Genomic DNA, 18195 nt, shown 5'->3' on the forward strand with positions numbered 1-18195 from the left:
GTTATACCGATGCGACATCCATGTACGCTCGTTCCACATTTCTGGCGCCAACTATCCTTGTATGTATTGCATTGGGAACACCCCCTGCATAAGTATCCGCAGGTCGGCTCACGAGGCCACCTCAATCGAAAAATGACAACAATGAGGCCACCATGCTCAAACACGCAGTCATTCCGTTCCTGCTAGGTGCAGGCTTGCTCACCGGTGCGCCTTCGGCCCTCGCCGCGTCCAACCTGGTGTTCTGCTCCGAAGGCAGCCCGGCCGGTTTCGACCCAGGGCAGTACACCACCGGGACCGACTTCGACGCCTCGGCCGAGACCGTATTCAACCGCCTGACCCAGTTCGAACGCGGCGGCACTGCGGTGATCCCGGGCCTGGCGACCAAATGGGAAGTGTCCGACGACGGCAAAACCTACACGTTCCACCTGCGCGAAGGGGTGAAGTTCCACACCACCGACTACTTCAAGCCAACTCGCCCGTTCAACGCCGACGACGTGCTGTTCACCTTCAACCGCATGCTCGACAAGGACCACCCGTTCCGCAAGGCCTACCCCACCGAGTTCCCCTACTTCACCGACATGGGCATGGACAAGAACATCGCCAAGCTGGAGAAGCTCGACGAGCACACGGTCAGGTTCACCCTCAACGAAGTCGACGCCGCGTTCATCCAGAACCTGGCCATGAGCTTTGCCTCGATCCAGTCTGCCGAATACGCTGACCAGTTGCTCAAGGACGGCAAGGCCGCCGACATCAACCAGAAACCCATCGGCACCGGCCCGTTCGTGTTCAGCAAGTACCAGAAGGATGCGCAGATCCGCTTCAAGGGCAACAAGGACTATTGGCAGCCTGAAGACGTGAAGATCGACAACCTGATCTTCGCCATCACCACTGATGCCTCGGTGCGCATGCAGAAGCTGAAGAAGAACGAGTGCCAGGTCACCTTGTTCCCGCGCCCGGCCGACATCGAACCGCTAAAGGCCGACAAGAACCTGCAGATGCCACAGCAGGCCGGCTTCAACCTCGGCTACATCGCCTACAACGTGATGGACAAGATCAAGGGCAGCAGCGAGCCCAACCCCATGGCCCAGCTGAAAGTGCGCCAGGCGCTGGACATGGCCGTGGACAAAAAGAAAATCATCGAGTCGGTCTACCAGGGCGCCGGCCAGCTGGCAGTCAACGCCATGCCGCCCACCCAGTGGTCGTACGACACCAGCATCAAGGACGCCCCGTTCGACCCCGAAAAAGCCAGGCAGCTGCTTAAGGAAGCCGGTATCAAGGAAGGCACGGAGATCACCCTGTGGGCCATGCCGGTGCAACGCCCGTACAACCCCAATGCCAAGCTGATGGCCGAAATGCTCCAGTCCGACTGGAACAAGATCGGCATCAAGGCAAAGATCGTCAGTTATGAATGGGGCGAATACATCAAGCGCTCCAAAGGCGGCGAACAGGGCGCCATGCTGATCGGCTGGAGCGGCGACAACGGTGACCCGGACAACTGGCTGGGCACCCTGTACGGCTGCGATGCCATCGACGGCAACAACTTCTCCAAGTGGTGCTACAAGCCCTACGACGACCTGATCAAGCAGGCCAAGGCCACTTCCGACCAGGCCAAACGTACCGAGCTGTACCAAAAGGCGCAGCACATCCTCAAGGAGCAGGTACCGATCACCCCGATCGCCCACTCCACCGTCTACCAGCCCATGAGCGCCAAGGTGAAGGACTTCAAGATCAGCCCATTCGCGCTGAACTCCTTCTACGGCGTCAGCGTGGACAAATAGGCTGACTGAGGCACCCGCTGAATCGCGGGTGCCCTTCACCCCCGCCACCTCTTCATGTCGTCCTGCGGCCATACGCTGCGGGGTCGGCGAACTGTTGCCGCCATTCGTACCCGGAGGCGGCGCGAACAGATGAAAAAGGATTTGCCATGCGCCACGTTACCCGCCTTTCCGCGTTGCTGGCCCTGGGCCTGGTCAGCCAATCCCCGGTCCTGCTGGCCAACAACCTGGTGTTCTGTTCTGAAGGTAGCCCTGCCGGTTTCGACACCGCCCAGTACACCAGCGCCACCGACAACGACGCCGCCGAGCCGGTCTACAACCGCCTGGTCGAGTTCGAGCGCGGCGGTACTGCCGTGCACCCTGCCCTGGCCACCCGTTGGGAGGTGTCCGAAGACGGCCTGCGCTACACGTTCCACTTGCGTGAAGGGGTCAGGTTCCACAGCAACAAGGCCTTTACCCCAGGCCGAGATTTCAATGCCGATGACGTGCTGTTCACCTTCAACCGCATGCTCGACAAGGACCACCCGTTCCGCCGGGCCTACCCTACCGAGTTCCCCTACTTCATCAGCATGGGCCTGGACAAGAACATCGCCCGGGTCGAGAAAACCGGCCCACTGACCGTGGTGTTCACTTTGAACACGGTCGATGCCGCGTTCATCCAGAACCTGGCCATGAGCTTTGCCTCGATTCTCTCCGCCGAGTACGCCGACACCTTGCTGGCCAGTGGGCGTGCCAGCGACATCAACCAGCAGCCGATCGGCACTGGCCCCTTCGTGTTCCAGCGCTACCAGAAGGACTCGCAGATCCGCTACAAGGGCAACAAGGATTACTGGGCGCCGGAGCAGGTGAAACTCGACAACCTGGTGTTCTCGATCAACGTCGACCCTTCGGTGCGCATCCAGAAGCTGCGCCGCAACGAGTGCCAGGTCACCCTGCATCCACGCCCGGCCGACCTGCCGGCACTCAAGGCCGACAGCAAACTGCAGGTCCTGCAGCAACCGGGCTTCAACCTCGGCTACATCGCCTATAACACCCAGCACGCACCGTTCAACCGCCTGGAAGTGCGCCAGGCGATGGACATGGCGGTGAACAAGAAAGCCATCATCCAGGCGGTGTATCAGGATTCCGGCCAACTGGCCGTCAACGCCATGCCGCCGACCCAATGGTCCTATGACGAAAGTATCAAGGACGCGCCTTACGACCCGGAAAAGGCCAGGCAGTTGCTGCAGCAGGCGGGGGTCAAGCCGGGCACCGAGATCACCCTGTGGGCCATGCCGGTGCAACGCCCGTACAACCCCAATGCCAAGCTGATGGCGGAAATGCTCCAGGCCGACTGGCACAAGCTTGGCTTCAAGGTGCGCATCGTCAGCTACGAATGGGGCGAATACCTCAAGCGCATGAAAAGCGGCGAACACGACATTGCCCTGATCGGCTGGACCGGTGACAACGGCGACCCGGACAACTGGCTGGGTACCCTCTACAGCTGTGATGCCATCGGCAGCAACAACTACTCGCAATGGTGCGACCCGCAGTACGACAACTTGGTCAAGCGGGCCAAGCAGGTCACCGACCAGGCGCAACGCAGCGCCCTGTACCAGCAAGCCCAGCAACGGCTCAAGCAGCAGGTACCCATTACCCCGGTGGCACATTCCACGGTTAACCAGCCGCTCAGCACCAAGGTATCCGAATTCAAGGTCAGCCCATTTGGGCGCAATGTTTTTTCCGGTGTGAGTGTTGATTAAGCGTTAGCCAGTACCGGTCTTTTCGCGGGCAAGCCCGCTTCCACAGGATCTCAACAGGTTCGGACACTGCGCCCTACCTGTGGAAGCGGGCTTGCCCGCGAAGAGGCCAGAACGGCCAACACAACGCCCCGATTCTGCCCGGCGATCCCGCGGCGACCCTGGCAACACCGCAGCAATCACCCGGCCCACAAGGCCGGCATAACTAGAAAAGAAAGGGAGCTTTAACCTTGAGAGTATTCACCTTGACCGCACTGGCCTTATCCATCAGTGCCGTATCCACCGTGGCCCAGGCTGACCCGCAAAGCCAGGACTTCATCCCCGTCACCCTGAAAAGTGAAAGCGCGCAGGCCCAGGCCAGCGGCTTCATCGACGGTCAGAGCCTGTCCGGCAGTACCCGCAACTGGTACGCCCGCGAGCGTGCCGCACGCGCCCCGTTGTGGAAGTACTACAAGAACGACGGCACCCGCCACCCCACGCACAGCCGCGAAAACTGGGTACAGGGCACCATCCTCAATTACAGTTCCGGCTTCACCGAGGGCACCGTGGGCATCGCCGTAGAGGCGGCCGGTTACAACGCCATCGCCCTGCAGCAGAGCCGCGAAGCGATTGCCGGCCCCAACAACCGCACGCTGACCCACAGCGATGGCGACCCCATTGGCCAGTGGAGCAAGCTGGGCCTGGGCAACATCAAGGCGCGGGTATCCAACACCACCCTTACCCTCGGCCGCCAGACAGTGGACACACCGATGATCGCCTACATCGGTAACCGCGCGCTGCCATCCAGCTTCCAGGGCGCGTTCCTGCACAGCGCCGAATTCGACAACCTCAGCTTCGACCTGGGCACCTTTGACCGCGTCTCGCCACGAACCGAGCAAAGCCTCAGCAAGTTCCGCAGCGAGTACAGTGCCACTGGCGTGGAAACCGACCGCGCCAGTACCGCCGGCATCAACTACCAGCCGTTCAAGAGCCTGAGTACCAGCCTGTACGCGACCAAAGCCGACGATTTCTGGAACCAGTACTACTTCGGCGCCAACCACGTGCTCGGCGACAGTGCAGTGCTCAGCCTGAGTACCGGCCTGAACTACTACAAGACGGTCGACGCCGGCAGCCAGAAGATGGGCAAGATCGACAACGACACCTACAGCCTGTCGTTCGACCTGACCCACCAGGCGCACACCCTCGGCGCCTCCTGGCAGCAGGTCAACGGCAACGAGTACTTCGACTACCTGCACGAAACCAACGGCATCTACCTGGCGAACTCGCTGCTGTCGGACTTCAACGGTCCCAACGAGAAATCGCTGAAGATTTCCTACGTACTGAACATGGCGCCCTACGGCGTGCCGGGGCTCAAGTTCAACCTGTACAACGCCCGCGGCTGGGGGATCGATGGCACCCACTACCGTGGGACCGCGTATGACGTGAACGGCCTGGATGGCGAAACCCACTATGAGTGGGGCATCGGCACCAGCTACGCGGTGCAGAGCGGGTCACTGAAAGACACCAGCATCCGTGCCACCTACACCACCCACCGCGCCAGCAAGGCACAGGGCGATGGCAGCCTGGATGAGTTCCGCGTGGTCACCACCATTCCATTCAATATTCTCTGACCGTTGGCGCCACGGTCCGCTTCACGGCGGGCCGTGGCGGCTACGCTGGAATCAATGCAAGCAGGGAGTCTTCAACCCATGCAGAGAGCTTTCATCAAATCGCTACCACTGCGTCTGGCATTGGCCGCGCTGGTGCTCGGCGGCGCCACGCAGGTGGCGGCCAAGCCGCTGGTGGTGTGCACCGAAGCCAGCCCGGAGGGGTTCGACGTGGTCCAGTACACCACTGGCGTGACCTTCGATGCCACCGCAGAAACGCTGTTCAACCGCTTGGTCGACTTCAAGCCTGGCACCACTGACGTGCAGCCGGCCCTGGCCGAACGCTGGGATATCTCGGCAGACGGCCTGACCTACACCTTTCACCTGCGCAAGGGCGTGAAATTCCACAGCACCGACTACTTCTCTCCCAGCCGCGAGTTCAACGCCGATGATGTGCTGTGGAGCCTGCGCCGCCAGCTCGACCCTGCCCACCCGTGGCACGACAAGACCAGCGTCGGTTACCCGTATTTCGAAAGCATGGCGTTCAAGGGGTTGCTCAAATCGGTGGACAAGCGCGACGACTACACCGTGGTGATCACACTCACCCGCCCAGAAGCGCCGTTCCTGCGGGACATGGCCATGGGCTTCACCTCGATCTACTCCGCCGAGTACGGCGACCAGTTGCTCAAGGCCGGCAAGACCGCCGAGCTGAACAGCAAGCCGATCGGTACCGGCCCATTCATCTTCCAGCGTTACAACAAGGACGCCCAGGTCCGCTTCAAACCCAACCCGGACTACTTCCGCGGCAAGCCGCCAGCCGACTCCCTGATATTCGCCATCACTACCGATAGCAACGTGCGCCTGCAGAAACTGCGCGCCAACGAGTGCCAGGTGGCGCTGTACCCCAAGCCGGATGACGTGCCGTCGATAATGGCCGAGCCCAGTCTCAAGGTTGCCCAAACCGAAGCGTTGGTCACCGGCTACATCGCCATGAATACCCAGCACAAATACCTCAACGATGTGCGTGTGCGTAAAGCCATCAACATGGCTTTCGACCGCCAGGCCCATGTCGACCAGCTGTTTGGCAAAGGCAACGCACTGGTGGGGGTAAACCCTTACCCCCCGACCATGATCGGCTACAACCCCCGCAACCAGAACCCGCCGCGCGACCTCGACAAAGCCCGTGCCCTGCTCAAGCAGGCCGGGGTACCCGAAGGTACGGTGATCACCCTGTTCACCCGTAACGGCGGCGGCATGACCAACCCTAACCCGCGTCTATCCGCCGAGATGCTGCAAGCCGACCTCAAGCAGATCGGCCTGAAGCTGGATATACGCGTGATGGAGTGGGCCGAGATGCTGCGCCGCGCCAAGAATGGCGAAGCCGACCTGGTGTCTACCGGTTGGGCTGGCGACAACGCCGACCCGGACAACTTCCTCACCCCGCTGCTGAGCTGCGAGGCGGCCAGGAACGGCGAGAACTATGCCCGCTGGTGCAACCCTAAGTTCCAGGAGCTGATCACCCGCGCCCGTGAGGTGATCGACAACGACGAGCGCGCAAGGCTCTATAGCGAGGCATTGAAGGTGTACGATGACGACCAACCCTGGATCAGCATGGCCCACCCCAAGGTGTTCACGGCCATGCGTGACAACGTGGAGGGCTACGTGATCAGCCCTCTGACCAACAATAACTTCGCCACGACCAAGGTGAAGTAGAACAACAACGACCGCCGGCCACCCACACGGGGACCGGCGGCACTGCCGTACCGGGCTGATCGCCCCACGGCCTGATGAGGTAACCCCGACAATGTTGAGTTTTATTGCCCGGCGCCTTGGCCTGTTGATACCGACCTTTTTCGGCATCACCTTGCTCACCTTCGCGCTCATACGCCTGATCCCCGGCGACCCGGTGGAAGTGATGATGGGCGAGCGCAGGGTCGACCCCGAAATGCATGCTCAGGCCATGGAACGCCTGGGCCTGAACAAGCCACTGCCGGTCCAGTACCTGGACTATGTCGGCAAGCTGGCACAGGGCGACCTGGGTGAGTCGCTGCGCACCCGCGAAAGCGTGTGGAGCGAGTTCATCACCTTGTTCCCGGCCACCCTGGAACTGGCCTTCGCCGCCCTGCTGTTCGCCGGCATCGTCGGCTTGCTGGCCGGGGTAGTCGCCGCGCTCAAGCGCGGCTCGCTGTTCGACCACGGGGTGATGGGCATTTCGCTGGCTGGCTACTCGATGCCGATCTTCTGGTGGGGCCTGATCCTGATCATGTTCTTCTCGGTCAGCCTGGGCTGGACCCCGGTTTCCGGGCGCATCGATCTGCTCTACGACATCGAGCCGAAAACCGGCTTCATGCTCATCGACACCCTGCTCAGCGATGAAGAAGGCGCGTTCAAGGATGCTGTGATGCACCTGATCCTGCCGGCCATCGTGCTCGGCACCATCCCGCTGGCGGTGATCGCCCGCATGACCCGTTCTTCAATGCTCGAAGTGCTGCGTGAGGACTACATCCGCACCGCCCGCGCCAAAGGCCTGTCACCGGCCCGTGTGGTGTTCGTGCATGGTCTGCGCAATGCGCTGATCCCGGTGCTGACCGTGTTCGGCCTGCAGGTCGGCACGCTGCTGGCCGGTGCGGTGCTGACCGAAACCATCTTTTCCTGGCCGGGCATCGGCAAATGGCTGATCGAAGCCATCGGTGCCCGTGACTACCCCGTGGTCCAGAACGGCATCCTGTTGATCGCCTGCCTGGTGATTCTGGTCAACTTCGTCGTGGACATTCTCTACGGCCTGGCCAACCCACGCATCCGTCATCAGCGCTGAGGCCCAAGCCATGACTAGCCCGATTCCAAAATCCGTGTCGCCGGCCAGCCCGGTGGACCAGAGCCTGCTCTACCCCTCCCCGTACAAAGAATTCTGGCAAGCCTTCGCGCGCAACAAAGGCGCGGTGATGGGCCTGGCCTTCATGTGCCTGGTGGTGTTCTGCGCGCTGTTCGCGCCGTGGGTAGCCCCGCATGACCCCAGCGAGCAGTACCGCGACTTTCTGCTGACCCCACCCGTGTGGCTGGAAGGCGGCACCTGGCAGTTCATCCTGGGCACCGACGAACTGGGCCGTGATCTGCTTTCACGGCTGATTCAAGGTGCACGGCTGTCGCTGCTGATCGGCCTGTCGTCGGTGGTGATGTCACTGATCCCGGGCATCCTCCTGGGCCTGCTCGCAGGCTTTTTCCCGCAGTTGCTCGGCCCGTCGATCATGCGCCTGATGGACGTGATGCTGGCGCTGCCGTCATTGCTGCTGGCTGTGGCCATCGTCGCCATCCTCGGCCCTGGCCTGATCAACACCGTGATTGCCATCGCCATCGTTTCCCTGCCGTCCTACGTGCGCCTGACCCGCGCCGCGGTAATGGGCGAACTTAACCGCGACTACGTCACCGCTGCCCGCCTGGCCGGCGCCGGTTTGCCACGGTTGATGTTCGTCACCGTGCTGCCCAACTGCATGGCACCGCTGATCGTGCAGGCAACCCTGAGTTTTTCCTCGGCGATCCTCGACGCCGCTGCGCTGGGTTTCCTCGGCCTCGGCGTGCAGCCGCCTACCCCCGAGTGGGGCACCATGCTGGCTTCGGCCCGGGATTACATCGAGCGCGCCTGGTGGGTGGTGAGCCTGCCCGGCCTGACCATCCTGCTCAGTGTGCTGGCAATCAACCTGATGGGCGACGGCCTGCGCGATGCGCTGGACCCGAAACTCAAGAACGCCGCCTGAGGAGGACGCCATGTCACTGTTGCAGATCAACAACCTGAATGTGCGCTTCGGCGACGCCAACGCAGTACCGGTGGTCGATGGCCTGGACCTGGCGGTGGACGCCGGAGAAATCCTGGCCATTGTCGGCGAGTCCGGCTCGGGCAAATCGGTCACCATGATGGCCCTGATGGGCCTGATCGATGCCCCCGGGCGCATCACCGCCAACGCCCTTACCTTCGACGGCACCGACATGCTCAAGCTCAGCGGCCGGCAACGGCGCAAGGTGGTGGGCAAGGACATCGCCATGGTCTTCCAGGACCCGATGACCGCGCTCAACCCCAGCTACACCGTTGGCTACCAGATCGAGGAAGTGCTGCGCCAGCACTTGGGCCTGAAGGGCAAGGCCGCGCGCCAGCGTGCCCTGGAGCTGCTGAAAAAGGTCGAGATCCCGGCCGCCGAAAGCCGACTGGATGCCTACCCGCACCAGCTGTCCGGGGGCATGAGCCAGCGCGTGGCAATTGCCATGGCAATCGCTGGCGAGCCCAAGCTGCTGATCGCCGACGAACCGACCACCGCGCTGGACGTGACCATCCAGGCGCAGATCATGGAGCTGCTGGTGAACCTGCAGAAGGAGCGCAATATGGCGCTCATCCTGATCACCCACGACCTTGCCGTCGTTGCCGAAACGGCCAAGCGGGTGTGCGTGATGTACGCCGGCCAGGCCGTGGAAGTGGGCCAGGTACCCGACCTGTTCGACGTCCCCGCGCACCCCTACAGCGAAGCCCTGTTGGCGGCGATCCCTGAGCACAGCATCGGTGCCGAACGCCTGGCCACCCTGCCCGGCATCGTCCCCGGCCGCTACGACCGCCCCGCTGGCTGCCTGCTGTCGCCGCGCTGCCCGTATGTGCAGGACAACTGCCGGCGCCAGCGCCCGCCCCTCGACCCTCAGGCCCATAGCCTGGTGCGTTGCTTCTACCCGCTGAACCAGGAGGTGGCGTGATGGCCGTCGTTCTATCTGCCCGGGAGCTGACCCGGCATTACGAAGTCTCCCGCGGGCTGTTCAAGGGCCATGCCCTGGTCCGTGCGCTGAACGGCGTGTCGTTCGAGCTGGAGGCCGGCAAGACCCTCGCCGTGGTTGGCGAGTCCGGCTGCGGCAAGTCGACCCTGGCCCGCGCCCTGACGCTGATCGAAGAGCCATCGTCCGGCTCACTGCAAATTGCCGGCACCGAGGTGAAGGGCGCCAACAAGGCAGAGCGCAAGCAACTGCGCCGCGATGTGCAGATGGTGTTCCAGAGCCCCTACGCCTCGCTCAACCCACGGCAGAAGATCGGTGACCAACTGGCCGAACCGCTGCTGATCAATACCTCGCTGAGCAAGGCCGAGCGCCGCGACAAAGTGCAGAAGATGATGGAGCAGGTCGGCCTGCGCCCCGAGCACTATCAGCGCTACCCGCACATGTTTTCCGGTGGCCAGCGCCAGCGTATCGCCCTCGCCCGGGCGATGATGCTGCAACCGAAAGTGCTGGTGGCCGACGAACCGACCTCCGCGCTGGACGTGTCGATCCAGGCCCAGGTGCTGAACCTGTTCATGGATTTGCAAAAAGAGTTCAACACCGCCTACGTGTTCATCTCGCATAACCTCGCGGTGGTAAGGCATGTGGCGGATCAGGTACTGGTCATGTACCTGGGGCGGCCAGCAGAAATGGGGCCGAAGGAGGACATCTACGAGAAGCCGCTGCACCCGTATACCCAGGCGTTGCTGTCGGCGACACCCGCGATTCATCCAGACCCGTTGAAGCCGAAAATTCGTATCGTCGGGGAGCTGCCCAACCCGCTGAACCCGCCGGATGGGTGTGCGTTTCACAAACGCTGCCCGTATGCGACCGAACGGTGTGCCAAGGAGGTGCCGGCGCTGAGGCAGGTGAGTACACGGCAGGTTGCCTGCCATTATGCGGAGCAGTTTCTTTAACTGTTAGAAAACTGGGCAGCACTCAATGCGAAAAACAGCAGTTTGCTTTGCTGCCCAGTCACTCTTCCTGACCACCGCGCACTTAGCAGGGCTAATAGTGTAGGACTGAGCATGCGTTCCAGCCCCGACGGCCTTGACGGAACACAGCTGCATACCGTTTTGAGTTCAGTGAAAAGCAAAAATTGGAAATTCACTTCGGCGCACGGCGTGTGTGAGGTCGGTGTTTCGGGCCGGGGTGAACGCGACGGCCGTGTTTATCAAGGTAGCTGGTCGATGCACAGACAACAAAGTCGACAGAAAACAATTCGCGTGCCACCAGCCCTAAGGGTGGGCTATCAGTGACTCTTATGCCAACGTCGACACCCTCGTTAATGAAGTCAAAATCCCCTTCATTAGAAATGAGCTGGACATTGACGCTGGGGTAGCATTAAAGAAACTCAGGAACGAGTTGATGACACAACACATACAACGAACGTGGCACCGCGACACGGATAAGCCCTTACGGGCTTTCGAGAAATCGCTCCTTTAATCGAAATATATTTGCTGACGACTCACGCAGCTATATCAACATAAACTTTCGCAAGGCAGCATTGATAGTCCATTGCCCTGAGCACTCATATCTACAGGACCACAGCGAAGACATGCGCCACTGGCACAACTCCCAAAAAATCTACAATTTTACATACCGAAAAAATCTCACCCATACAGGTGCAGAAGCAAAGCCCCTGACAGCACTAGGCTAACACCGCCGATCTGGATAACTGACAGCCGCTCGCGAAAAAAGAAGTACCCCAGGATCGCGGCAATACCACCCGACAAAGTACTGATGACGGTGACAACGGAAACCGAGCCATTTAGCGCCCCCCAAGAAAACGCAGAAAACCCTCCCAAGTTGAAAAGACTGGCCCCGCACAGTGAGCCATAGGTCTTCAGCGTTATCGTCGTATGGTCCCGCAGAAACCTGACGGCTTCACGGATCAGGAACATGACCCCTACCGCATACCCTAGCGCCAGCATGTTCACCGGTCCCAGCGCCGGCAAGGCGAATTTCCCCTGAATCCAGAAGCTGATGCCGTAGAGCATGGCCGCCAACAAAGCAAACCACACAGACTTCACACTGGTGACCTTACGATCGAAATCACCACCCTTATCGCTGCGGCAGGCCAACAGCACGCCGAAAAAGCAGACAAGGATACCGACCACCTGCCAAGCGGAGAGGGCATCGCCACCCAGCCATGCCAACAGCGTTGTAAAAACACCATACGAAGTGACCAGGGGCGCCACGACGGCTGTCTTGCCAATAGCGAAAGCTTTTGAAAGCGCCAGCGCTCCTACTACGGTGCTTAGAGAGGCGACAACTCCTAACCCTATGGTGAGCCAAGGTGCAGATATAAACTTTTGCCACTGATCGGCTGAAACAGCAATCAATACTGCCATCAAGAAAAGCCCTAGCAACTGCCCGAAAAATACCGCCCGCTTTACTCCGACCGCTCTTGCGTTCACGCCGACCAAGAAGTCGGTAGCCCCCCAGAACACCGCAGCCAGCAACCCCATGAATACGTCCATAGTAACGGCCTTTAATTATGAGTTATTCCTCAACCTCCCCAGACAGTAATCGGGAAAACAGCAGAAATCAAACATCTATTTTGGACGAGCGCCTACAGATCGACCTATTTCTGCACGCCCACCAGCCTAGCAACGCCATTAACGGGTTAGTTAGTACCGTAGAGACAATGGGAAGCGCCAATAGCATACTGTAGGAACTTTCAGACAACACACCCGCCTTTACTCCTACACTAAGTATCACTAATTCAAAGAGACCTTTGGCGCTCATCAGCACACCAACTTCTATTGAATTTATTGGTCTCAAGCCCCCAAAGCTTCTGGATTCGCGAAGGCGATAAAGTCAAAAAGCATGGAGAATTTCGTCGGGATAGAGGACCTGCATCTTTTGCGATGAATTCGCCGGATGGGTGTACGTTTCACAAGGGCTGTCCGTATGCGACCGTACGGTGCCAAGGAGGTGCCGGCGCTGAGGTAGGTGAGTACGCGACAGGTTGCCTGCCACTATGCGGAGCAGTTTCTCTAGGCGTTGAGTTGTCCGGTCTGCTTCCCAGCCCTTTTGCGACACAAGGCCCCACCTTGATCGCGCCAGCTTTCAGGTGTTGTGCAAGCCAGTTGTCTCCTCAGGTACTGCTCAAGCCTGCGGCGTACCTGAGCGGGCTTGCCCGCGAATAATCCAACACCGTGGATGGCACCGGCTCCGCCGGTGTTCGCGGGACAAGCCCGCTCCCACAAGGATCACGCTAGATTCTAGAAATTGAGCAAGACAGTTGCTCCCTAGGGTGGGAGCAGAGCAGCCTTTTGTCGCGAAGGGCGGCCTAAGCCGCCCTTCCGATCAATGCATGAACAGGGCAATCAGGATGATCACGGGGATCGGTACCCCAAGCATCCACAGCAGTATCGAGCGCATAGTGATTCTCCTTGCTTAACGTTGAACGGTGCGGTGTGTAACGTAGTCGCCCTCAACCCACTGCACCCGGTCACGCAGACGACCGCCATACAGGGCAGCCAAGCTGGCGAAGAAGGCCCCACACAGCAACGCGACGAAGGTCCACAGCGCTGTCCAGGCAGCAACTTTGGCAGCGGTTTCAGCCGCTTGTTTGGCATCGGTTTTCAGTTGTTGTACCTGGGTCATCACCTGGTCCACGCGCGCTTCAGCTTCGGCCTGGGTCAGACGAGTGCGTTGCGCAACCAACTGCGCCAGGTAAGCCCGGTCTTCGGCGGGCAACGCACCGTCCCCTGCAATACCCTTGGCCAGAATGCGTGCGGCTACGCCATTTGCAGCATCCTCGCTGACCGGCGCCGGGCCGTCGCCACGGAACAGGCTATCGACGAAGTAGCCCATCGAGTCGTTGTCGCTACCGGTTGCCGACGAAGCACCCGCGGCGGCGGATACGGTGGCCGCCTGGGAAGCCGCACTGGCACCGGCACCCACCAGATTACCTGCAGCACCCAGTATCAGCATCGCCGCCACCAAAGTGGCCACCGCCCAAGACAGGAAGCCATGCGCGGTATCACGAAAGTACACTTCATCGCCGTGCAGGTTGGCCCACTTCACCCGCAGCCGACCCGCGATATAACCGCCAAGGCCTGAAGCAATGATTTGGGTCACCAGCAGCCAGACGATGGTCGAAACGCCCAGGGCTTTCGCACTCGCGCCTTCGTCAGCCCAAGGCGAGGTGGCCGCAAAGCCAAGGCCGGCGCCCAGTACCACCAGTATCAGGGACACCGACGCGGCGGCAGCCGCGCCAGCGAAGATCGCCGCCCAGGAAACACCTGAGCGGCTTTGCGTATCTACAACGGGATAGTCGGCAGGGGTGATCATGATGTGTGCGCCTTATGTTGTTAGCGAAAATTCCATTCGCGCATTAACCATTGCAGCGGCTGTGCCAGTTGTGACAAAAAATGACGCCCATACAAATCAATGAGTTAGAAAGCTCCGCTGAATCAGGACCGTGCAAAATGCGCGACTGGCGCTAATGCATCAGGTGTTCTGCATTCTTGTAACAAGGCCAGTCGACGGGGCATGATTCGGTCATGACGCTTCCCGACGACGCTGCCCAGACCCCGCTCACCGCCGACACCGTGCTGCGCTACCACCTCTGCTGGAAGCACCGCGACCTCGATGGCGTCATGGCGCTCTACCACCCCGATATTCAGTACCACGACTTCTTCCAGAACCGCGTGCTCGGCTATCAGGAGCTGCGCGACTACGTACGCGCCTGCCTGCCCCATGAAGCCGGCGAGGACATCGTCCACAGCGACCGCATCCGCGTCGATGGCTGCACCGCGTTCATCCAGTATCAGGTCACGGTGCAGGGCGGCGACGGCCTGGTGGCGTTCCAGTCCAGCGAGGCGATCACCGTCAGGGACGGCCTGATCTGGCGGGTCAACGAGTACGCCACGCTGGTACGCCAACATGGCAATGGCCTGGTCAGCAGCGGCCCGCGCCCGGCCACCAGCCGCCTGGGCCTGTCACCGCGGCAGCTGTCGACCATGGCCCAGGACCTGGAGCACTACTTCCAGCGCCAGCGCCCGTACCTGGACCCAGAACTGGACCTGCAGCAAGTAGCGGAAGCCAGCGGGTACAGCCGCAACCAGATTTCCTACCTGCTTAACCAGGTGCTCGGGCAAAGCTTCTACCGCTACGTCAACCAGGCGCGGCTGCAGCACCTGATGGCCTGCCTGGACGACGACAGCGTCGAAACGCCGATCGACGACCTGGCATACAACGCCGGTTTCAACTCGCTGTCGGCGTTCTACAAGTGCTTCCGCGAACACACCGGGCTCACGCCCAAGGCCTACCTGAAGCAAATTTCCCTGCGTGCACGCACGTAAGACAGCCGCCCACTGACACCACTAGCATCGCCCACAGACCTTGACGGATGTGGAGCCAAACCCGATGCAACCCCTGCGCACGCTCAGCCTTTGGATGGACCAGCTCGACGAGCCACTGTGCGCCCGCCCAGCCCTGCGCGACGACCTGGACGCGGATGTGTGCATCATCGGTGCCGGCTACACCGGCCTGTGGACCGCCTATTACCTCAAGCGCCAGGCACCCCAGCTGAACATTGCAGTCATCGATGCCAACATCGCCGGTTTCGGCGCCTCGGGGCGCAACGGCGGCTGGCTGATGGGCAACCTGCTTGGCGAAGACCGCCTGCTTGCCAGCCTGTCGCCACAACAGCGACGCAGCAGTATCGACCTGCTGCACGGTATTCCCGATGAAGTACACCGCGTGCTGCAGCGCGAAGGCATCGACTGCGACTACCGCAAAGGCGGTGTGCTGTACTGCGCCGCGCGCTACCCGGAACAGGAGCGCAGCCTGCGTGGCTACCTCGATGACTTGTATCGCCAGGGCATGACCGAGGACGACTATCGCTGGTTGCGCCCCGAACAGCTGGACGCCCAGCTGCGGGTCAGCAACGCCTATGGCGCCATCTACAGCCCGCACACCGCCACCATTCAGCCCGCCAAGCTGGTGCGCGGGCTGGCCCGGGCAGTTGAGGCGCTGGGCGTACCGATCTACGAGAACACCCCGGCCATCGATTGGCAGCCCGGCGAGGTACGTACTCCGCTGGCGCGCATCCGCTGCCAATGGATGGTGCCCGCCGTGGAGGGTTATGCAGCCAGCCTGCCGCCGCTGGGCAAACATCAGCTGCCGGTACAGAGCCTGCTGGTAGCCACCGAGCCGTTGCCGGAAACCACCTGGGAGCAGATTGGCCTGAGCCAGGGCCAGGCCTTCAGTGAAAGCAGCCGCCAAGTCACCTATGGCCAGCGGACTGCTGACAACCGCCTGGTGTTCGGCGCACGGGGTGGCTACCGCTTTGGTGGCCGCCTACGCGAAAACTTCAACCTCGACGAGCACGAAATCGAGCTGCGCCGCTACCTGTTCAGCGAGCTGTTCCCACAGCTCAAGCACGTGCGCATCACCCATTCGTGGGGCGGTAACCTCGGCATGGCGCGGCGCTTCCGCCCGCACATGCTCTGCGACCGCCAGCGCGGCATCGCCCTGGCCGGCGGCTACGGCGGCGAAGGCGTCGGTGCCACCAACCTGGGCGGACGCACCCTGGCAGCGCTGATCCTCAACCAGCACAACGAGCTGACCGCGCAACCCTGGGTACTCGACAACCGACCCGTATCAAGCCTGGCCAGCTGGCCACCCGAACCCTGCCGCTGGCTGGGCTACAACGCGATCATCCAGAGTTTCGTCCACGAGGACCGGACCCTCGCCAACCCCGCCAGTGCGCCGTGGAGGCGGCGCCTGGCCAGCAACCTTGCGGACCTCATGGAAGGCTTCATGCACTGACTTCCCTTTTACCCGACACAGGATCCACCGGTCATGAGCATCACCCAGTTCAAGAACACCGACAGCGCCGTGCTCGACAGTTCCAACCCCGTTGCGGTACCGCTCGGCGAGCCAGTGGCCGTGACCTCGGTCAACAGCGTGGAGCGCAGCGATGGCGTCGAAACCGGCATCTGGGAATGCACCCCAGGGCGCTGGCGGCGGCAGATCGTGCAACAGGAGTTCTGCCATTTCATCAAGGGCCGCTGCACCTTCACCCCGGACGGTGGCGAGCCCTTGGTCATAGAAGCCGGAGACGCACTGATGCTACCGGCCAACAGCACCGGCACCTGGGATATCCAGGAGACCGTGCGCAAGACCTACGTACTTATCTTCTGATCCGCTGATCGCCTGCCTTCGATAACAACAGACAAAGCAAGGTAAACCCGACATGCGCACACTCCTTCTCGCCCCCTTGATGCTGGCCGCCAGCGTGGCCGGTGCCGCCGAAACGGTAAAGATCTACAACTGGTCCAGCTACGTTGCCCCGGACACGCTGAAGAACTTCCAGCAAGCCAGCGGTATCGTGCCCACCTACGACGTATACGACAGCAACGAAACCCTCGACGGCAAGCTGATGACCGGCAACTCCGGCTACGACGTGGTGTTTCCCTCCAACCACTTCATGGCCCGGCAGATTCAGGGCAAGGCCCTGAAGCGCCTGGACAAGTCGCAGTTACCCAACTGGCACAACCTCAACCCGGTGCTGCTCAAAGCGCTGGAGGTCAACGACCCGGGCAACCAGTACGGCTTCCCGTACCTATGGGGCAGTACCGGCATCGGCTACAACATCGACAAGGTCAAGGCGGTGCTCGGCGACAACGCGCCCGTGGACTCCTGGGACCTGATCTTCAAGCCCGAGTACATGAGCAAGCTGAAAAGCTGTGGCGTCGCGGTGCTGGACAACGGCCCCGAACTGCTGCCGATCGCCCTGCACTACCTGGGCCTGCCGCACCACAGCCAGAACCCGGCGGACTACGACAAGGCCAAGGCGCTGCTGATGCAGGTACGGCCGTACATCAGCTATTTCCACTCGTCCAAGTACACCGGCGACCTGGCCAACGGCGATATCTGCGTGGTGGTGGGCTTCTCGGGGGATGTGCTGCAGGCGAAGAACCGTGCCGACGAGGCGAACAATGGCGTGAAGGTGGGCTATTCGATTCCCAAGGAAGGCGCGCCGATGTGGTTCGACATGGTGGCCATGCCGGCCGATGCACCCGATGAAAAGGCCGGGTATGCCTACATGAACTACCTGCTGCAGCCGGAGGTGATGGCCAACATCAGCAACCATGTGCAATACGCCAACGGCAACCTCAAGGCAGATGGGCTGGTAGACCCGGCAATGAAGGGCAATACGATGATTTACCCAAGCGACGAGGTGATGGGCAAGCTGTATGCGCTGGAGGCGATGCCGGCGAAGATCGACCGTATACGTACGCGAATCTGGACCAGTATCAAAGCCGGTAACTGATTTCAGTCGTTACGACG

At 61.2% G+C, this 18195-nt stretch carries 14 protein-coding genes and 2 pseudogenes; 13 read left to right on the forward strand and 3 right to left on the reverse strand.

Annotated features, from left to right (window positions below; all coding sequences use genetic code 11):
• Window positions 1-152 precede the first annotated feature (152 nt).
• From OO258_RS00845 to OO258_RS00880, 8 genes are all read left to right on the forward strand, one after another.
• A complete protein-coding gene (locus OO258_RS00845) occupies window positions 153-1778 on the forward strand; it encodes an ABC transporter substrate-binding protein (RefSeq protein ID WP_266028485.1) in 1626 nt (541 codons plus the stop codon).
• Between the two features lie 146 nt (window positions 1779-1924).
• Window positions 1925-3517 (forward strand): ABC transporter substrate-binding protein, encoded by a 1593-nt coding sequence (locus OO258_RS00850; RefSeq protein WP_266028486.1) that lies wholly within the window; start codon window positions 1925-1927, stop codon window positions 3515-3517.
• A 227-nt stretch (window positions 3518-3744) separates the two neighbouring features.
• Window positions 3745-5124: an OprD family porin gene (locus OO258_RS00855; protein WP_266028487.1), complete on the forward strand. Its 1380-nt coding sequence runs from the start codon at window positions 3745-3747 to the stop codon at window positions 5122-5124.
• 78 nt (window positions 5125-5202) lie between these two features.
• Complete coding sequence (locus OO258_RS00860) at window positions 5203-6813, forward strand: ABC transporter substrate-binding protein (RefSeq protein ID WP_266028488.1); 1611 nt, start codon at window positions 5203-5205, stop codon at window positions 6811-6813.
• Between the two features lie 91 nt (window positions 6814-6904).
• Window positions 6905-7915, forward strand: a complete 1011-nt coding sequence (locus OO258_RS00865) for an ABC transporter permease subunit (protein WP_110744900.1) — start codon at window positions 6905-6907, stop codon at window positions 7913-7915.
• A 10-nt stretch (window positions 7916-7925) separates the two neighbouring features.
• A complete protein-coding gene (locus tag OO258_RS00870; RefSeq protein WP_009685150.1) occupies window positions 7926-8852 on the forward strand; it encodes an ABC transporter permease subunit in 927 nt (308 codons plus the stop codon).
• A gap of 10 nt (window positions 8853-8862) precedes the next feature.
• Entirely contained in the window at window positions 8863-9831 is a 969-nt protein-coding gene (locus tag OO258_RS00875; RefSeq protein ID WP_110744901.1) for an ABC transporter ATP-binding protein, read from the forward strand.
• The gene (locus tag OO258_RS00880; RefSeq protein ID WP_266028489.1) at window positions 9831-10799 is read left to right on the forward strand and encodes a peptide ABC transporter ATP-binding protein; all 969 of its coding nucleotides are present in this window, start codon (window positions 9831-9833) and stop codon (window positions 10797-10799) included. Before OO258_RS00875 ends, OO258_RS00880 begins: the two co-directional genes overlap by 1 nt.
• Window positions 10800-10989: 190 nt before the next feature.
• On the opposite strand, the pseudogene OO258_RS27520 reads toward OO258_RS00880, so the two are convergent.
• Together OO258_RS27520 and OO258_RS00885 are read right to left on the reverse strand one after the other, a co-directional pair.
• Window positions 10990-11211, reverse strand: a pseudogene (locus OO258_RS27520) (LysR substrate-binding domain-containing protein); the annotation flags it as partial.
• Window positions 11212-11495: 284 nt separating this feature from the next.
• On the reverse strand, window positions 11496-12365 hold the full coding sequence (locus OO258_RS00885) for a DMT family transporter (RefSeq protein WP_266028490.1): 870 nt from the start codon (window positions 12363-12365) through the stop codon (window positions 11496-11498).
• Window positions 12366-12758: 393 nt separating this feature from the next.
• Here OO258_RS00885 and OO258_RS00890 point away from each other — a divergent pair.
• Window positions 12759-12840 (forward strand): annotated as a pseudogene (locus tag OO258_RS00890) (hypothetical protein); the annotation flags it as partial.
• 447 nt (window positions 12841-13287) lie between these two features.
• On the opposite strand, the gene OO258_RS00895 reads toward OO258_RS00890, so the two are convergent.
• Window positions 13288-14187, reverse strand: coding sequence for a hypothetical protein (locus OO258_RS00895; protein ID WP_266028491.1), 900 nt, complete (start codon window positions 14185-14187; stop codon window positions 13288-13290).
• A 212-nt stretch (window positions 14188-14399) separates the two neighbouring features.
• Here OO258_RS00895 and OO258_RS00900 point away from each other — a divergent pair, with 212 nt between their 5' ends.
• From OO258_RS00900 to OO258_RS00915, 4 genes are all read left to right on the forward strand, one after another.
• Window positions 14400-15200, forward strand: coding sequence for an AraC family transcriptional regulator (locus OO258_RS00900; protein WP_110744906.1), 801 nt, complete (start codon window positions 14400-14402; stop codon window positions 15198-15200).
• 64 nt (window positions 15201-15264) lie between these two features.
• Window positions 15265-16671 carry an NAD(P)/FAD-dependent oxidoreductase gene (locus tag OO258_RS00905; RefSeq protein ID WP_266028492.1) on the forward strand — a complete coding sequence of 469 codons (1407 nt, stop codon included), beginning with the start codon at window positions 15265-15267 and terminating at the stop codon, window positions 16669-16671.
• A 33-nt stretch (window positions 16672-16704) separates the two neighbouring features.
• Window positions 16705-17046 carry a cupin domain-containing protein gene (locus OO258_RS00910; protein WP_266028493.1) on the forward strand — a complete coding sequence of 114 codons (342 nt, stop codon included), beginning with the start codon at window positions 16705-16707 and terminating at the stop codon, window positions 17044-17046.
• 52 nt (window positions 17047-17098) lie between these two features.
• On the forward strand, window positions 17099-18178 hold the full coding sequence (locus OO258_RS00915; RefSeq protein WP_266028494.1) for a polyamine ABC transporter substrate-binding protein: 1080 nt from the start codon (window positions 17099-17101) through the stop codon (window positions 18176-18178).
• Window positions 18179-18195: the final 17 nt, after the last annotated feature.

The sequence above is a fragment of the Pseudomonas sp. DCB_BI genome (genome assembly GCF_026240995.1).
Lineage (GTDB): Bacteria > Pseudomonadota > Gammaproteobacteria > Pseudomonadales > Pseudomonadaceae > Aquipseudomonas.

Coding starts and splice junctions, on each gene's coding strand:
- OO258_RS00850 (WP_266028486.1), top strand. CDS start 1,925: ATGCGCCACGTTACCCGCCTTTCCGCGTTGCTGGCCCTGGGCCTGGTC.
- OO258_RS00900 (WP_110744906.1), top strand. CDS start 14,400: ATGACGCTTCCCGACGACGCTGCCCAGACCCCGCTCACCGCCGACACC.
- OO258_RS00895 (WP_266028491.1), bottom strand. CDS start 14,187: ATGATCACCCCTGCCGACTATCCCGTTGTAGATACGCAAAGCCGCTCA.
- OO258_RS00875 (WP_110744901.1), top strand. CDS start 8,863: ATGTCACTGTTGCAGATCAACAACCTGAATGTGCGCTTCGGCGACGCC.
- OO258_RS00905 (WP_266028492.1), top strand. CDS start 15,265: ATGCAACCCCTGCGCACGCTCAGCCTTTGGATGGACCAGCTCGACGAG.
- OO258_RS00865 (WP_110744900.1), top strand. CDS start 6,905: ATGTTGAGTTTTATTGCCCGGCGCCTTGGCCTGTTGATACCGACCTTT.
- OO258_RS00910 (WP_266028493.1), top strand. CDS start 16,705: ATGAGCATCACCCAGTTCAAGAACACCGACAGCGCCGTGCTCGACAGT.
- OO258_RS00885 (WP_266028490.1), bottom strand. CDS start 12,365: ATGGACGTATTCATGGGGTTGCTGGCTGCGGTGTTCTGGGGGGCTACC.
- OO258_RS00860 (WP_266028488.1), top strand. CDS start 5,203: ATGCAGAGAGCTTTCATCAAATCGCTACCACTGCGTCTGGCATTGGCC.
- OO258_RS00870 (WP_009685150.1), top strand. CDS start 7,926: ATGACTAGCCCGATTCCAAAATCCGTGTCGCCGGCCAGCCCGGTGGAC.
- OO258_RS00915 (WP_266028494.1), top strand. CDS start 17,099: ATGCGCACACTCCTTCTCGCCCCCTTGATGCTGGCCGCCAGCGTGGCC.
- OO258_RS00845 (WP_266028485.1), top strand. CDS start 153: ATGCTCAAACACGCAGTCATTCCGTTCCTGCTAGGTGCAGGCTTGCTC.
- OO258_RS00880 (WP_266028489.1), top strand. CDS start 9,831: ATGGCCGTCGTTCTATCTGCCCGGGAGCTGACCCGGCATTACGAAGTC.